Genomic DNA, 16,232 nt, shown 5'->3' with positions numbered 1-16,232 from the left:
CCTGATTGGGGTGGAGCGCCGCGAGGGCGCGCCGGGTGCGGATCCGATTCAGCCACGTCCGGAGCAGGGACGGGCGCGCGGCGGGGCGGCGAAGGGCGGGTGACGAAGACAATGTGACGGCGGGCATCGCGGTCGATCCGGTGGCGGGGATGTGCAGTCCGGCCGGGATTGCTGGCGGAGCATTGATCCGATACACATCTCGGATCAATCGAAACATTGATCTCGGAGCAATGATGCGCGCCGCGGATTACCGCTCCGTCGCCGACGCGATCGCCGCCGACATTGCGGCGGGCCGGCTGCGCCCCGGGGCGCGGCTGCCGCCGCAGCGGGACTTCGCCTACGCCCGGGGCATCGCGGTCTCGACGGCGAGCCGGGTCTACGCGGAACTGGCCCGCCGGGGGCTGGTGACCGGCGAGGTCGGGCGGGGCACCTATGTCCGCAGCGATCCGGGGCAGGCCGGCCTGCTCCGGCCGGAGCCGCCCGCGGCGGCCCTCGACCTGCAGCGGACCCATTCGCGCCTGCCGGAGCAGGAGGCGGTCCTGTCCGAGACCCTGGCGGCGCTGGCCCGCAGTGGCGCCGAGATCGGCTTCAGCCAGTACGGTCCCGCGGGCACGCCGCGGGCGCAGGCCGTCGCCGCCGGGTTCCTGGCCCGGGAGGGCTACGCCCCCGATCCCGCCGATATCCTGTTCACCGGCAACGGCCGGCAGGCGCTCGCCGCCGCCCTGGCGGCCCTGGCGGCGCCCGGCGAGCGGATCGGCTGCGAGCCCCTGACCTATCCGGGGGTGAAGGGCATCGCGGCGCGGCTCGGGATCACGCTGATCCCGCTGGCGATGGATGCCGAGGGAGTCTGTCCCGAGGCGCTGCTCCAGGCCCACCGGGCGACCCCGCTGAGCGGGGTCTATCTCCAGCCGACCCTGCACAATCCCCTCGGCGCCACGATGGGGCCGGCGCGGCGGGCCGCCCTGGCGGAGGTCCTGGATCGCACCGGGCTCATCGCCATCGAGGACGCGGTCTACAGTTTCCTGGCCGAGGCGCCGCCGTTGGCCGGCCTCGTACCGCACCGGGTGATCTTCGTGGACAGCCTGTCGAAGCGGGTGATGCCGGCCCTGACGGTCGGCCTGATCGCCGCGCCGCCTGCCCTGACCGACCGGCTCGCCGCCTCCGTCCGCCAGGGGGCCTGGACGGTGCTCGGCCTGTCGCTCGCGGCCGGCATGCACTGGATGGCCGGGGGCTCGGCGGCGGCGCTGGCCGAGGCCAAGCGCCACGATGCGGCGGCCCGGCAGGCTCTGGCCCGGGCCGCGCTCGCCGACCTCCGGGTGGTCGGCGATCCGCAAGCCTACCACCTCTGGCTGGAACTGCCCGAGACGTGGCGGGCCGAGGCCTACGCGGCCGCGGCCCTGCGCCAGGGCATCGCCCTCCTCCCGGCCTCGGCCTTCGCGGTCCATCCCGGCCACGCGCCGAACGCGGTGCGCCTCGCCCTGGCCTCCCCGTCCCGCGCGGACCTCGACGGGGCGCTGCGCAGCCTGCGCCGCCTGGCGTTTGCGGGCGACGATCAGGTCGTGGAGTGAGGCGGGTCTGGGGACGGCGCCGGTGCCCGTCGTTACCCGGCTCTGCCCGGGCTGTGCCGCCGCGGTCACGGCGGCCGGCGTGACGACGGTTCGGCGGCATCGACCGGAGGCGGTCCGGGCGCCTTGCGCGCGGGGACCCGTCCCGTCCCTGGGCCTCGCCCTGATTGGCGATAGGGATTCCGGAGCCCTCCTGCGAGGCCCGCGCGTGCGGGCACCCCAGGACGAGGTCGTGGTCTGGATCTCCGGCGTTTCAGGCCGCCCCGGCAGCCCTGAGGGCGGTCGGGCAGGCCCCGAAGCCGCTCAGCCGCGCTTGTCGGCGGGGAGCACGAAGATCTGGCCCGGATAGATCAGGTCCGGATCGCGGATCTGGTTCTGGTTGGCGTCGTAGATCACCGTGTAGCGCTCGCCCCGGCCATAGGTGCGCTGGCTGATGCGCCACAGATTGTCGCCGCGGGTGATCCGGGCCGTGCTGATCTCCGGCACGAACACCGTCCCGGCCCGGTTCGGCCCCGCCATGTCGGCCACCAGGGGGCTCGATCCGGTGGCCGGTGGCGAGGCCGCGGCCGGCCGGTCCCGATCGGCCCCGTCGCGGGCGTCGCCGGCCCGCGCGTCCGGGGCCCGCGCCCCGTCCTGGGCGGCCGAGGGCGCGGGCTCGGCGGGGTCCCGGGCGGCGAGCTGCGCCGGCTCGGGCACCGACAGGGGCACCGCCGCGCGGCTGGCGACCTTGCCGGTGGCCGGGTCGACCTCATCGATCCGCACTTGGTACTGGCCGGACTTGAGACCGCGCCCGATGGTGAAGGTCGCCCGGCCGTCCGGCCCGATGCTGCCGGGGGCGATCAGCGTGTCGTTGAGGTAGAGCTGGATCCTGGCTCCCGGCGTACCGGTGGCCGTCACGAACAGGCGGCCGTTCCCCTGCACGTCCACGCTGACGATCCGGGTCGGCGCCGACCCGGGCGCCGCGGCCTCGCGGGTCTCGCCGCTCCCGGCCGGCCGCGCGGCCTGCGCAGGGTCGGCGGGCCTGGAGCCGGGCTCGGTGCTGGGCTGAGAGCCGGGCTGAGAGCTGGGCTTGGATCCGGCCCTGCCATCCGCCTTGCCTCCCGCCTTGGCGTCGGCCGTCGCGCCGGGGGCGCCGGGCTGCGACAGCACCACGGTCGCGGCGTCCGGGGCGGTCAGGGCCACCAGGGGCTGGCGATCCCGGCCGGGGGCGACATCCACCGCGACGCTCTGCTGCGACTCGGTCGCGCGCCCGTCCTTGCCGGTCATGCGCAGGCGGAGGGTGCTGGCCCCCGCCGGCAGGGCCGGCGGCACGATCGCGAACTGGCCGTTGGCGTCGGCCTTGGCCCGAGCCACCGGCCTGCCGTCGACCAGCATCTCGATCCCGGCATCCGGCGCACCGCGGCCGGCCACCACGGCGTCGCCGTTCGGCTCGACCCGGACGATGTCGAAGCGCGGCGCCTCGGCGGCGTCCGGCAGGCGCGCATCCGGGCTTGGGCCGGCCTGCGGCGCTCCGGGTGCAGCGGCGCGGGGATCCTGCGGGCGGGCGGCCATGTTGCCCGCCCCCGGCGCCGGGCTCGCCCGGCCCGGCTTGTCGTCGCGAAAGTCGATGGTCGGGTCGGGGCGACCGGCCACGGCGCCCGGATCGGTCAGGCCGCGCAGGCTGGCGCTCGGCGCGGGGGCGTCCGGACCGGGACGGCCGGTGAGCCGCCGCAGGGAATCGCCGCCGAACAGCGCCAGCACGAGTCCCAGTCCGCCGAGAAGGCCGGCGAGCGCCAGGGCGAGACTGCGCCGCACCTGTCTCGACATCGCCACGAAGGCCTCCCCTGATCCTGCCGCCGCCCGTCGGGCCGCCCCGCGCGAAAACCGTCGACGGCGCCGCCCATAATACCGTACATGGTCCTGACACCAAGCCGTCCCGCCGTCCAGGCGGGCGAATCCCCCGCGAATTCAGCAGTTTGGCGCGTGGAGTGCCGGGCGCGGGGCGTGTTCTGGACGGCTCGCAACGGACGCGCGAGGAGGGCGCCGGATGGCCCCGGTGAGGACAGTCTGTGTCTATTGCGGCTCCGGCTTCGGCCGCGACCCGGCCTTCCGCGAGGCCGCGGAGGTCCTCGGGACCGCGCTCGCGCAGGCGGGGATGCGCCTCGTCTACGGCGGCGGCGATGTCGGCCTGATGGGAACGGTCGCCCGGGCGGCGCTCGCCGCCGGCGGCCACGTCACCGGCATCATCCCGGATTTCCTCCAGGCGCGGGAGCACATGCTGGCGGACGTCCAGGAGACCGTGGTGGTGCCCGACATGCACACCCGCAAGCGCCTGATGTTCGAGCACTCGGATGCCTTCGTGACCCTGCCGGGCGGCATCGGCACCCTGGAAGAGCTGGTCGAGCAGCTGACCTGGGCGCAGCTCGGGCGGCACCGGAAGCCGGTGGTGCTGGTCTCGGTGGCGGAGTTCTGGGCGCCGCTGCTCGCCCTGTTCGAGCACATGCGCGGCCACGGCTTCATCCGCGAGGGCCTCGACCTGAGCTACCTCGTCGCCCGCGAGGCGGCCGAGGTGGTGCCGATGCTCCGCACGGCCGGCCACGAGCCGGATCCCCAGGCCGAGACCATCGTCCAGCAGCGGATGTGAGGCGGTCCGGGCGGGATCCGGTGCGCCGGCGACCGCGCGGCGGGAGGATTTTCAGGATGCGCGCTTCCCTCCTCGCGGCCCTGCCGCTCGCCGGCCTCGCCGGCGCGGCCTCGGCCGGACCCGCGCCGGTCCTCCAGACCCTGGACTACGCCAACACCCGCTATTCGGATCTCGCCCAGATCGACGCCGGCAATGTCGGGCGCCTGAAGGTCGCCTGGACCTTCTCCACCGGCGTCCTGCGCGGCCACGAGGGCGCGCCGATCGTGGTCGGGCACGTGATGATCGTGCACACGCCCTTCCCCAACGTGGTCTACGCCCTCGACCTCGACCATGACGGCCGAATCCTGTGGCGCTACGCCCCCCGGCAGGAGGCCGGCGTCATCGCCGTCATGTGCTGCGACACGGTCTCCCGCGGGCTGGCCTACGCGGACGGGCGGCTGTTCCTGCAGCTGGCCGACACCACCGTGGTCGCCCTCGACCCCGAGACCGGCCGGGTGCTGTGGTCGGTGAAGAACGGCGATCCGGGCCGGGGCGAGACCAACACCGCCACGGTCCTGCCGGTCCACGGCAAGCTCATCGTCGGGCTCGCGGGGGGCGAGTACGGGGCGCGCTGCCACGTCACCGCCTACGATCAGGCGACGGGCCGGCGCCTCTGGCGCGCCTACGCCACCGGGCCCGATGCCGACATGCTGGTCGATCCGGAGACGACGACCGAACTCGGGCGCCCGATCGGCAAGGATTCCTCGCTGACGAGCTGGGAGGGCGACCAATGGCGGACCGGCGGCGCCTGCAGCTGGGGCTGGTTCTCCTACGATCCCGACCTGAACCTCGTCTATTACGGCACCGGCAACCCCGCGACCTGGAACCCGTCCCAGCGCCCCGGCGACAACCGCTGGTCCATGGCGATCATCGCCCGCGACGCCGACACGGGCATGGCCCGCTGGGTCTACCAGATGACCCCCCACGACCAGTGGGACTATGACGGCGTCAACGAGATGATCCTCACCGAGCAGGTGATCGCCGGGCGGTCGCGCAAGGTGCTGACCCATTTCGACCGGAACGGCTTCGGCTACACGCTCGACCGCGCCACGGGCGAAGTGCTGGTGGCGGAGAAGTTCGATCCCACGGTCAACTGGGCCAGCCGGATCGTGATGGACCCCGCCGCCCCCGATTACGGCCGGCCGGTGGTCGACAAGCGCTATGCGCCCGGGGAGGCCGACGAGGAGGAGGTGACCAAGAACATCTGCCCCGGGGCGCTGGGCGCCAAGAACCAGCAGCCCGCGGCCTACTCGCCCCTGACCCGGCTGTTCTACGTGCCGACCAACCACATGTGCATGGATTACGAGGCGTTCCGGGTCACCTACACGCCCGGCCAGCCCTATGTCGGCGCGACGCTCACCCTGCACCCGCCGGAGGGCTCGGACCGGACCGGGGCGTTCATCGCCTGGGACGGCGCCAAGGGCCGGATCGCCTGGACGATCCCGGAAGCCTTCTCGGTCTGGTCGGGGGCGCTGGCCACCGCCGGCAACGTGGTCTTCTACGGCACGCTGGAGGGCTACCTGAAGGCGGTCGATGCCCGGGACGGGCACGAGCTCTACCGGTTCAAGACGCCGTCCGGCATCGTCGGCAACGTCACCACCTACCTGCACGACGGGAAGCAGTACGTGGCGGTGCTCTCCGGGGTCGGCGGCTGGGCCGGGATCGGTCTGGCGGCCGGGCTCACCGATCCCGCCGACGGTTCGGGGGCGGTCGGCGGCTACGCGGCCCTGTCGCAATACACGGCGCCGGGCGGGCAGCTCACGGTGTTCGAACTGCCGAAGTAGGCCCGGCCGCCGGTCCCGGCGGCATCCGCACGCGCCGCCGGGCGATTCGCACGGAATCCCGCCGGGTCGCTTCGGCACCGGATCCGCCCGGGCGCAATCCGGGCCGCCTCCCCTGCCCCGCCTGGCCCCGACCCCTGCAACCGCGTCCGACCTCGGGCGCGGCTATTCAGGTGCGGCCGCACGTACGCGGCAATCGAAGACCAAAAACCAGTTCTTGACAGATATTGCGATAGACTAAATCCGGTAATATTCGTGCAGGTTCCAAAAATAAGCCGATTTACAGAGTGTTGCTCCGAAGATACGAATCAAGAAGACGTCAGATTTTGAACGAAATATGACGATTTTCCACCGATAATCTTGGATATGGGGCGCGCGACCGGCCGGACGGGGCGGTGTCGGGGAGCGCATCATGAAACGGGGATATGGGGTCTCAATCGCCGCTCTGGCGGTCGCGATGCTCGGTTCGGGCGCCCAGGCACAGACGCCCGGTGCGGGCAACGGCGTCGACATCCTGTCGGGCTTCGGGCGGATCTGGATCCCCGGACGGACCTACGACACCGGATCGCCCACGGCCCTCGGGGCGCCCCTCCTGCTGCGCAACATCCAGATCGTCGCCGAGCGGGCGCGGGAGCGGACTCTCGCGCAGGAGATTGCCGCCTATTACGACGACCGCCGCAACCAGAGCTACAGCGTCATCGACGGCCTCGGCCCGCTGACCCAGGCCTATCTGGCGGGGTCCGGGGCGACCACCACGATCCCGGCCTTCGACGCGACCACGTCCCGCGTCCGGTATGTCGACCAGGGCACCGGCGCCGGCGTGACGACGTCGCCCCTCGGGAAGGTCGTGCAGCTGGTCAACGTGTTCCGGACCAACGCCTCCACCAGCCCGGCCAAGGACGCCTACAGCTACCCGCGCCCGTGGCGGCAGAGCCTGAACGGCGAGAGCCTCGGCTTCGTCGTGCCGCCCTCCCTCGTGCCGGAGAAGAGCCCGACGCCCGCGACGGATGGCGGCTTCCCGAGCGGCCACACCAACGCCGCCTACCTCTCGGCCCTCGCCCTGGCCTACGCGGTCCCGCAGCGGTTCCAGGAACTGCTCACCCGCGCCAGCGAGCTCGGTGACAACCGCATCGAGGCGGGGATGCACTCGCCCACCGACGTGATCGGCGGCCGCGTGCTGGCGACCTACTTCGCCATCCGGGCGCTCAACGACCCGGCCAACGCGACCCTGCTGGCGGACGCCGTCGCGCAGGCCCAGAGCTACCTGAGCCAGGCCTGCGGCGGGCCGGTGGAACGGTGCGCCCACGCCGCGGTCGATCCCGCCACCGACCGCTTCTCCGATTACGCGCGCAACAAGGCCGCCTACACGGCGCGCCTCACCTACGGTCTCCCCTCGGTCGGACCCACCAATCTGCCGCCGGTGGTCCCGACGGGCGCCGAGGCGCTGCTCGCGACGCGCTTCCCCTACCTCACGGCGGCGCAGCGCCGCGACGTGATCGCCACCACCGAGCTTCCCTCCGGCGGGTTCCTCGACAACGGCCTGGGCTACGACCGCATCAACCTGTTCGCCGCCGCCGACGGCTACGGGGCCTTCAACGGTCCCGTCAGCGTCACCCTGGATGCGGCCAAGGGCGGCTTCTCGGCCTACGATGTGTGGCGCAACGATATCGGCGGCGCGGGCAGCCTCGAGAAGCTCGGCAGCGGCACCCTGGTGCTGGCCGGCGCCAACACCTACGCGGGCGGCACGACGATCGGCGGTGGGACGCTGGTCGGCCATGCGGGTGCCTTCGGCACGGGCGCGATCGTCGACAACGCGGCCCTCGTGGTCGATCAATCCGTCGACGGGACGCTGGCCAACGCCATCTCGGGCTCCGGGACCCTGACCAAGACCAATTCAGGCACCCTCACGCTCACCGGCCTCAGCACGCTGAGCGGCGCCACCACGGTTCAGGCCGGGCGGCTCGCGGTGAACGGCTCCCTCGCCAACTCGGTCGTGTCGGTGCTGCCGGGGGCGGAGCTCGGCGGCTCCGGCACGGTGGGCGGGATCGGCGCGCTCTCGGGGGGTACGGTGTCTCCCGGCAACTCCATCGGCACGCTCACCGTCGCCGGCAATGCCGCCTTCGCGGCCGGCTCGACCTACCGGGTCGAGGCCAACGCCGCCGGACAGGCCGACCGCATCGCCGCCACCGGCAGCGCCACCCTGTCGGGCGGCACCGTCCAGGTGCTGGCCGCCTCGGGCGCCTACAACCCGCGTACCACCTACACGATCCTCTCCGCCGCCGGCGGCGTCTCGGGCCAGTTCGCCGGCGTGACCGCGAACCTCGCCTTCCTCAGCCCGGGCCTGCGCTACCGGACCGACGCAGTCGACCTGACCCTCACCCGCAACGACGTGCCGTTCGCCGCGTCAGCCACCAGCCGCAACGGCATGGCGGCGGCCAACGCCGTCCAGGCGGCCGGCCCGGGCCGGCTCTTCGACGCGGCGGTCGCCTTCACCACCACCGAGGCCGATGCCGGCTTCCGGGCGCTGGCCGGCGACATCCACGCCGGCACCGTGTCCACCGCCTACGAGACCGCGTTCTTCGTGCGCGAGGCGGTGCTCGACCGCCTGCGCTGGGGCGGCCCCGGCACCGGCCTCGATTACGGCACCCTGCCGGCCGCCTACGCGGCCGACCTGCCGGGGCGCCAGCCGGTGGTGGCGGGCGTGCCGGTGCGGACCCTCGACCCGCAGGTGTTCGGGCTCTGGGGCCAGGGCTTCGGCGCCTTCGGCACGGCCGAGGGCGGCGGCAACGCGTTCAACCTCGACCGGCAGATCGCCGGCTTCGCGGCGGGCGCGGATGTCCGCGTGTCGAACGGGCTGCGCGTCGGCGTGGTCGGCGGCTACACGGAGGCGTATCTCGACAGCGCCGGCCGGTCCGGCGGCACGAGCCGGGCGGAGAGCGCCACGCTCAAGAGCGGCTTCGGCGGCCTGTATGGCGGCTATGAGGTCGGGCCGTTGTCGGTGCGGCTGGGAGCGCTCTACGCCGGGACCGACACGCGCACCCGGCGGGCGGTGCTGTACGGGCTGTCGGACACGCTGAGCGGCCATGGCGGCGGCTATACGGTGCAGGGCTTCGGCGAGATCGGCTGGAGGATCGCGCTCGGCCAGCCGGCTCCGGCGGCTCTGGTGTCGAGGGACGGCGTCGCGGTGCCGGTGCCGCCGGTGTCCTCCTACGTCGAGCCGTTCGTCGGCGGGGCGTATGTCGGCATTCCGGCGGGACGCCTTCGCGGAGACCCGGGGGCGCGGCGGCGCTAGCGAGCGTCGCGCGGGAATACGATCTGGGCGCGGCGACCGTGGGGGTGCGGGCGCAGACGGGCCTGGAGCTGGGGCTCGGTCTTCCGGTGACGCTGCGGGGTCTGGTCGGCTACCGGCGGGCGTTCGGCGACGTGGTGCCGACGGCCCTGCTGCGGTTCGGCACGGGCCCGGCCTTCCTGAGCGCGGGCGTGCCGATCGACCGGGACGCGCTGGTGGCGCAGGTCGGGCTCGATCTGGCGGTAGCGCCGAACGCGAGCCTGGGCGTGGCCTACACCGGCCAGACCGGCGCCCGCGCCCAGGATCAGGCCGTGAAGGGCACCTTCACCCTCCGGTTCTAGAGTGGTCACCGATCGAATTGAATCGTTTAGGGTTTCGGCCGCGGCGGTGATGTGATTCGATGCGCGGCTTTCCGAGGAGGAGAGCCGATGGCGTCTGCCCTGTCCGTTGATCTGCGCGAGCGTGTCGTAGCCGCGATCGAGGCGGGGGCTTCGCGCCGGGAGGCGGCGCGGCGCTTCGAGGTCAGCCCGGCCAGCGCCGTGCGCTGGCACGGGACCTTCGTGCAGGAGGGTCGGACACAGGCCAAGCCGATGGGCGGCGATCAACGCTCGCACACCATCGAGGCACAGGCCGACCTGATCCGGCAGACCTACGAAGCGCAGCCCGAGCTGTTCCTGCATGAGTTGCGCGACCGTCTGGCCGAACTGGGTCTGCGGGTTGGGGGCAGCAGCCTGTCCCGCTTCTTCAAGCGCCACGGCATCACGCGCAAAAAAACACCGGCCACGCCGCCGAGCAGGAGAGAGAAGACGTGAAGGCCGCGCGCCTGTCCTGGTTCGACGGCCAGCTCGATCTCGACCCGGACAAGCTCGTGTTCCTCGACGAGACCGCCACCAACACGAAGATGGTCCGCCGCTATGGGCGAGCCCCGCGCGGCGAACGCTGCCGGGTCGCGGTGCCGTTCGGCCACTGGAAAACCATCACGGTCACTGCCGGTCTGCGCACCAGCGGCCTGACAGCCACCGCACTCTTCGATGGACCGATGACTGGCGCTCGCTTCCGTGGCTATGTCGAACAAACCCTCGTCCCAGCCCTCAGGTCCGGCGACACGGTCGTGCTCGACAACCTGCCCGCCCACAAGGTCAGCGGCATCCGCGAGTGCATTGAGGCGGCGGGAGCGAGGCTGCTCTACCTCCCGCCCTATTCCCCCGACTTCAACCCGATTGAACGCGCCTTCGCCAAGCTCAAGGCCATTCTTCGTGCCGAGGCTGCTCGCACGATCAGCGACCTCTGGGACACTATCCGACGAGCCTTCAGACGCTTCACGCCAGCCGAATGCCGCCGCTATCTCGCCGCCGCAGGCTACGACGCATATGATCCAACATGATCGGATGCCGCTCTAGCGCGCGACGCCTCCGCGCCGACGAAATCCACGAAGGCGCGCAGGGGCGCCGGCAGGAGCCGCCGGCCCGGATAGTAGAGGAACGGGCCGGAGAAGACCTGCCACCAGGGTTCCAGCACCGGCTCCAAAGCGCCGCTCGCGAGCTGCGGGCGCAGCCAGTCCTCGAACAGGTGGACGATCCCGGTTCCCGCGACCGCGGCTTCAACCGCGAGGTCGCTGGCGGCGACCCGCACGATCAGCGGCCCGGACGGGTCCACCCGGACGATGTCGCCGTCGCGCTCGAACTCCCAGGGCGCCGTCAGGGCGCCGCTCGGGAACCGGCCGAGCAGGCAGGCATGGGCGAGGAGGTCGCGCGGATGCTCCGGCCGGCCGCGCCGGTCGAGATAGGCCGGGGACGCGGCGGTGGCGAAGCGCTGCCGCCGCGGGCCGATCGGCACGGCGATCATGTCCTGCTCCAGCCGCTCGTCGTAGCGGATCCCGGCGTCGCAGCCCGCCGCCAGCACGTCGACGAACCCGTCCTCGACGACCACCTCCAGGCGGATCTCCGGGTAGGCCGCCAGGAAGGGCGGCACGAGGGCCGGCAGGACGAGGCGCGCCGCGCTCAACGGCACGTTGAGCCGCAGCGTCCCGGCCGGCCGGTCGCGAAACCCGTTCACCACGTCGAGGGCGGATTCCACCTCGGCCAAAGCCGGGCCGAGCCGCTCCAGCAGGCGCATGCCCGCCTCGGTGGGCGCGACGCTGCGGGTGGTGCGGTTCAGGAGGCGCACGCCGAGCCCCGTCTCCAGCCGGCGCACCGCCTCGCTGAGGCGCGACGCACTCCCGCCCCCGGCGCGGGCGGCCTCGCGGAAGCCGCCGGCCCGCGCCACGGTCACGAAGGCGGCGAGGTCCGTGAGATCCTGGGTCATTGTTCGAAGATCCGCACAGCCCGTGCCGATTGTCACCGCTTATCTGTCGAATCGCTGGCGTCTACATCCGGGACGCGAACAGGAGATCCGTCATGACCGACATCGCGCAGGCCGGCACGTTCCAACTCGGCGACCGCAGGGTGAAGCGGCTCGGCTACGGGGCCATGCAACTCGCCGGGCCGGGCGTGTTCGGGCCGCCGAGGGACCGCGCCGCCGCCATCGCGGTGCTGCGCGCGGCCGTCGCCGCGGGCGTCGACCACATCGACACCAGCGACTTCTACGGGCCGCACGTCACCAACCAGATCATCCGCGAGGCGCTGCACCCCTACCCGGACGACCTCGTGATCGTCACCAAGGTCGGCGCGAATCGCGGGGCCGACGCCTCGTGGAACCCGGCCTTCTCGGCCGCGGAGCTGACGCAGGCGGTCCACGACAACCTGCGCAACCTCGGCGTCGAGGCCCTCGACGTGGTCAACCTGCGCCTGATGTTCGACGTCCACGGGCCGGCGGAGGGCCCGGTCGAGGCGCCGCTCACCGTGCTGGCCGATCTCCAGCGCCAGGGACTGATCCGCCGGATCGGCCTGAGCAACGCCACGCCGCGTCAGGTCGCGGACGGGCGCCGGATCGCCGACATCGTCTGCGTGCAGAACCAGTACAATCTCGCCCACCGGGGCGACGACGCCTTCATCGACGCCCTCGCGGCTTCCGGCACCGCCTACGTGCCGTTCTTCCCGCTGGGCGGGTTCAGCCCGCTGCAATCGGGCACCCTGTCGGAGGTGGCCGCCGGGCTCGGCGCGACGCCGATGCAGGTGGCGCTCGCGTGGCTGCTGCGCCGGTCGCCCAACATCCTGCTGATCCCGGGGACGTCGTCCCTCGGCCACCTGCGCGAGAACTCGCGGCGGCGGAGCTCAGCCTGCCGGAGGAGGCCATGGCGGCGCTCGACCGGATCGGGGCGGCGTGAGAGGCGCTCATCCGACCCCCGCCCTCATCCTGAGGTGCTGGAGCGAAGCGGAAGCCTCGAAGGAGCCCTCCCGATACCGCCGCGATGCCTGGAGCCCTCCTTCGCGGCCGCTGCGCGGCACCTCAGGCTGAGGGGTTTGGTGGGATAGCTCGGGCCCCTACTTCGCGGTCATGCCGGCCACCATCGGGCAGCCGCCCTCGCTCATCGGGCGGAAGGCCTGCTCGGCGGGGATCGTCTCCAGCACCTTGTAGAGGTCCCACGCGCCCTTCGACTCAGAGGGCGCCTTGGCCTCGAACAGGTACATCGGGTGGATCTTGCGCCCGTCCGGCCGGATCGTCCCCTTGCCGAACAGCGGGTCGTCGGTGGGCATCTCCTTCATCTTGGCCACCACGGCGGCGCCGTCCTTGGCCGAATGCAGGGCCGCCACCGCCTTCAGGTAGTGCAGCGTGCTGGCGTAGACGCCCGCCTGGTACGAGGTCGGCTTCTTGCCGGGCATGCGCTTCTCGAACCGCTCCGCGAAGGCGCGGGTGCCGTCGTTGAGGTCCCAGTAGAACGAGGCCGTGAAGTCCAGCCCCTGCGCCACCTCCAGGCCCAGCGAGTGGATGTCGGTGATGGCGATCAGCAGGGCGGCGATCTTCTGGCCGCCCTGGCGGATGCCGAACTCGTGCGCCTGCTTGATGGCGTTGGCGGCGTCGAGGCCGGCATCGGCGAGCCCGATCACCTGCGCCCCCGAGGCCTGGGCCTGGAGGAGGAATGAGGAGAAGTCCGGGTTCGGGAAGGGCGTGCGCACGCCGCCGACGACCGTGCCGCCGTTCTTCTCCACCACGGCCTTGGTGTCGCGCTCCAGGGCGAGGCCGAAGGCGTAGTCGGCGGTGATGAAGTACCAGGTCTTGCCGCCGCGCTTGAGCATCGCCTTGCCGGTGCCGTTGGCGAGCGCCGCCGTGTCGTAGGTCCAGTGCACGGTGTTGGGCGTGCAGGCCGGCCCGGTGAGGTCGGCGGTGCCGCCGCCCGAGTTGATGAAGGCCTTGTTCTTCTCCTTGGTGATCTGCGCGATGGCGAGCGCCACCGAGGAGGTCGGCACGTCGAACACCGCGTCGACGCCGTCGCGGTCGTACCATTGCCGGGTGACGGAGGCGCCGACATCGGGCTTGTTCTGGTGGTCGGCGGAGACGACCTCGACCTTCAGCCCCTGCGCCTCCGGCTTGAAGTCCTCGACCGCCATGCGGGCGGCCACCACCGAGCCCTCGCCGGTGGAATCGAAGTAGACGCCCGAGCGGTCGTTCAGGACGCCGATCTTCACCGGGACGAGGTCGGCCGCGAAGGCGGCGCCGGCGCCGAGCGCGCACAAGCTCCCGAGCAGTCGCGCGACGTGGTGGCGGACCGTCATGTCTCTCTCCCTGTTTGTCCGAACGCGGCGGCGTTGATCGCCGCTCGGTTCTTCTCAGGGTGCAGACTATCCGGGGGGGATCGCGGTCGATACGGCAACGCGTGAGGATGCGGGCGTTCCGTCAGGGGCCGCCTTCCCCGCCCGCGACGACGCTTCGGTGATCGCGGACGGGCATTCGCTTCTCCGAGGCGCCACCCCGTCTTCGCTGCGCACGTGATGACGGGTGAGCGGCGGCGACCGGACTCTCAACCGCCCCGCGGCGCCAGCCCGAAGATCGCCCGCGCCTGATCGGGCGTGGCCGGCGCACGGTCGATATGGGCCAGCAGGCTCACGGCCTTCTCCACCAGCGCGGCGTTGCTCGGCGCGAGGGTGCCGCGGGACAGGTACAGGTTGTCCTCCAGCCCGACGCGGACGTTGCCGCCCATGCCGGCGGCGACCGCGAGGATTGAAAACTCCTCCCGGCCGATGCCGAAGGCCGACCAGACCGCGTCCTCCGGCAGCCGGGCGCGCATCGCCACCAGGGCCTCCGGTGTCGCCGGCGCTCCCCAGGGAATGCCGAGGCAGATCTGGAACAGCGGCGGGCGGGCCAGATGCCCCTCGGCGATCAGGTGCCGGGCCAGCTCGATCTGCCCGAGATCGAACACCTCGATCTCGGGCTTCACGCCCGCGTCGCGGATGTGACCCGCCATCGCCCGCAGGTGGCCGGGGGTGTTGAGGAACAGGTGCTCGCCGAAATTCATCGTGGCGACGTCGAGGGTGCAGATCTCGGGTGTGAGTGCCGCCACGTGCCGGGTGCGGGCTTCCGGGCTCACGAAGGTGGTGCCCGGGCCGGCGACGGCCGGATCGGGATCGCCGGGCACGAACCGGCCCCCCGCCCCCGTGGTCAGGTTGAGGATCACGCTGTCGTTCTGGTCGCGGATCCGTTCCACCACCTCGCGGTAATGGGCCAACTCCATGCTGGGCGCGGCGGTCTCGGGATCGCGGACGTGGATGTGGACCACCGCGGCCCCGGCGGCGGCGGCCTCGAGGGCCGACTGGGCGATGGCCTTCGGGCTCACCGGCACGGCCGGGTTCTTCTTCGGCGTGTCGAAGGAGCCCGTGAGGGCACAGGTGATGACGGTGGTGCTCGACATCGTATCCTCCCCGGGCTCAGATCGCCCCGCCGTCGACCGTGATCGTCTCGCCGGTGATGTAGGCCGCCCCCGCCGCGAGGAAGAAGATCGTCTCGGCGATGTCCTCCGGCCGGGCCATGCGGCCGAGCATCGTGCGCTCCACCGTCGAGGCCTTGCGTGCCTCCGACCAGGGCTCGGTCCAGGGCGTGGCCACGAGGCCCGGCGCCACCGCGTTGACCCGCACGTCGGGCGCCAGCGCCCGGGCGAGGCTGCGGGTCAGGTTGATCAGCCCGGCCTTGCTGGCCGCGTAGGCCACCGAGGAGCCCCGCCGCCCGAGCCCGGCCACCGAGGCGGTGTTGACGATGGCGCCCCGGCTCGCCTTGAGGGTCGCGGCCGCGGCCCGGGCGCAGCGGAACGGCCCGAGGAGGTTGGTCGCCAGGATCGTGGCCCAAAAATCCTCACTCATCGCGTCGAGATCCTCGAAGGCGATGGGCGTGGTCGTGCCCGACGTTCCGGCATTGTTGACGAGCACGTCGAGGCCGCCGAGCCGGTCGATCCCGGCCGCCACCATCGCCTCGGCCTCGCCCGCCCGCGACACATCCCCGGGCAGCGCGAGCACCGAGAGCCCCGTCCCGGCAAGTCGCGCGGCCTCGGCGGGACCGCGGGGATCGTCGGGCAGGTGATTCAGCGCCACCGCGGCGCCGTTGCGGGCGAAGATCTCCACCGTCGCGAGGCCGATGCCCGACGAGGCTCCGGTGACGAGGACGCGCCGTCCGGACAGGTCCGCTCCGATCATGATCCCTCCATCCGGCCGATCCCGGCCATCGCCGCCTTGAGCGCCAGGAGCTTGCGGTCGCGCTCGCGGAACAGCTCCGCGGGCGCCCGGCCGCCCCAGTCGAAATAGCCGCGCCCCGCCATCACCCCGGTCCGGCCCGCGGCGCAGAGGGCGTCGAGGGTCTCGGAGCGGGTGCGCGGGGGCGGCGGCGCGTAGCTGCCGTTGGCGAGCGCGCGCTGCGTCAGCTCCAGGCCGGTGAAGTCGGCCTTGGCGAGGTGGCCGAGGATCGGGATGCGCAAGGAGAGCCCGTGGATGATCGCCTCGTCGATGTCCCGCGGCGCGGCGACGTCCTCGTCGAGGAGCCGGAACACCTCGGCGCTGATCGCCTGCTGGATG

12 protein-coding genes and 1 pseudogene are annotated in these 16,232 nt (G+C 72.5%); 7 read left to right on the top strand and 6 right to left on the bottom strand.

What is annotated here, in order from left to right; translation table 11 throughout:
- Positions 1 to 233: 233 nt before the first annotated feature.
- Positions 234 to 1,568: a PLP-dependent aminotransferase family protein gene (locus tag I53_RS05230; RefSeq protein ID WP_043347461.1), complete on the top strand. Its 1,335-nt coding sequence runs from the start codon at positions 234 to 236 to the stop codon at positions 1,566 to 1,568.
- Positions 1,569 to 1,868: 300 nt separating this feature from the next.
- Here I53_RS05230 and I53_RS05225 read toward each other — a convergent pair whose 3' ends face one another.
- Entirely contained in the window at positions 1,869 to 3,371 is a 1,503-nt protein-coding gene (locus I53_RS05225) for a LysM peptidoglycan-binding domain-containing protein (RefSeq protein WP_043347458.1), read from the bottom strand.
- 220 nt (positions 3,372 to 3,591) lie between these two features.
- On the opposite strand from I53_RS05225, the gene I53_RS05220 reads away from it, so the two are divergent.
- The 5 genes from I53_RS05220 (at position 3,592) to I53_RS30945 (ending at position 10,681) form a co-directional block, all read left to right on the top strand.
- A complete protein-coding gene (locus I53_RS05220; protein WP_043347456.1) occupies positions 3,592 to 4,188 on the top strand; it encodes a TIGR00730 family Rossman fold protein in 597 nt (198 codons plus the stop codon).
- A 56-nt stretch (positions 4,189 to 4,244) separates the two neighbouring features.
- Positions 4,245 to 6,011 (top strand): methanol/ethanol family PQQ-dependent dehydrogenase, encoded by a 1,767-nt coding sequence (locus tag I53_RS05215; RefSeq protein ID WP_043347454.1) that lies wholly within the window; start codon positions 4,245 to 4,247, stop codon positions 6,009 to 6,011.
- A gap of 409 nt (positions 6,012 to 6,420) precedes the next feature.
- On the top strand, positions 6,421 to 9,300 hold the full coding sequence (locus I53_RS05210; protein WP_251982229.1) for an autotransporter domain-containing protein: 2,880 nt from the start codon (positions 6,421 to 6,423) through the stop codon (positions 9,298 to 9,300).
- Positions 9,301 to 9,338: 38 nt separating this feature from the next.
- The gene (locus tag I53_RS34910; RefSeq protein WP_043387942.1) at positions 9,339 to 9,638 is read left to right on the top strand and encodes an autotransporter domain-containing protein; all 300 of its coding nucleotides are present in this window, start codon (positions 9,339 to 9,341) and stop codon (positions 9,636 to 9,638) included.
- 87 nt (positions 9,639 to 9,725) lie between these two features.
- A protein-coding gene (locus I53_RS30945) for an IS630 family transposase (RefSeq protein ID WP_085987621.1) occupies positions 9,726 to 10,681 on the top strand; the annotation gives its coding sequence in 2 pieces (ribosomal slippage) (positions 9,726 to 10,065 and positions 10,065 to 10,681; 957 coding nt in all).
- On the opposite strand, the gene I53_RS05195 is transcribed toward I53_RS30945, so the two are convergent.
- A complete protein-coding gene (locus tag I53_RS05195; RefSeq protein WP_043347446.1) occupies positions 10,657 to 11,601 on the bottom strand; it encodes a LysR family transcriptional regulator in 945 nt (314 codons plus the stop codon). The genes I53_RS30945 and I53_RS05195 overlap by 25 nt on opposite strands.
- 92 nt (positions 11,602 to 11,693) lie before the next feature.
- On the opposite strand from I53_RS05195, the pseudogene I53_RS05190 reads away from it, so the two are divergent.
- Positions 11,694 to 12,562 (top strand): annotated as a pseudogene (locus I53_RS05190) (aldo/keto reductase family oxidoreductase).
- A gap of 157 nt (positions 12,563 to 12,719) precedes the next feature.
- Here the strand turns inward: I53_RS05190 and I53_RS05185 are convergent.
- From I53_RS05185 to I53_RS05170, 4 genes are all read right to left on the bottom strand, one after another.
- Positions 12,720 to 13,949, bottom strand: coding sequence for an ABC transporter substrate-binding protein (locus I53_RS05185; RefSeq protein WP_043347444.1), 1,230 nt, complete (start codon positions 13,947 to 13,949; stop codon positions 12,720 to 12,722).
- A 245-nt stretch (positions 13,950 to 14,194) separates the two neighbouring features.
- The gene (locus I53_RS05180; RefSeq protein ID WP_043347442.1) at positions 14,195 to 15,082 is read right to left on the bottom strand and encodes a 3-keto-5-aminohexanoate cleavage protein; all 888 of its coding nucleotides are present in this window, start codon (positions 15,080 to 15,082) and stop codon (positions 14,195 to 14,197) included.
- Between the two features lie 16 nt (positions 15,083 to 15,098).
- A complete protein-coding gene (locus I53_RS05175) occupies positions 15,099 to 15,857 on the bottom strand; it encodes an SDR family NAD(P)-dependent oxidoreductase (protein WP_043347437.1) in 759 nt (252 codons plus the stop codon).
- On the bottom strand, positions 15,854 to 16,232 hold a 379-nt coding region (locus I53_RS05170), incomplete at its 5' end, for a 3-hydroxyacyl-CoA dehydrogenase family protein (RefSeq protein ID WP_043347435.1). The genes I53_RS05170 and I53_RS05175, both read right to left, overlap by 4 nt.

Origin of the sequence: Methylobacterium sp. B1, from assembly GCF_000333255.1 — a bacterium.
Classification (GTDB): domain Bacteria; phylum Pseudomonadota; class Alphaproteobacteria; order Rhizobiales; family Beijerinckiaceae; genus Methylobacterium; species Methylobacterium fujisawaense.
The sequence above is the reverse complement of the archived record's forward strand: the minus strand, read 5'-3'. Positions and strand labels throughout refer to the sequence as shown.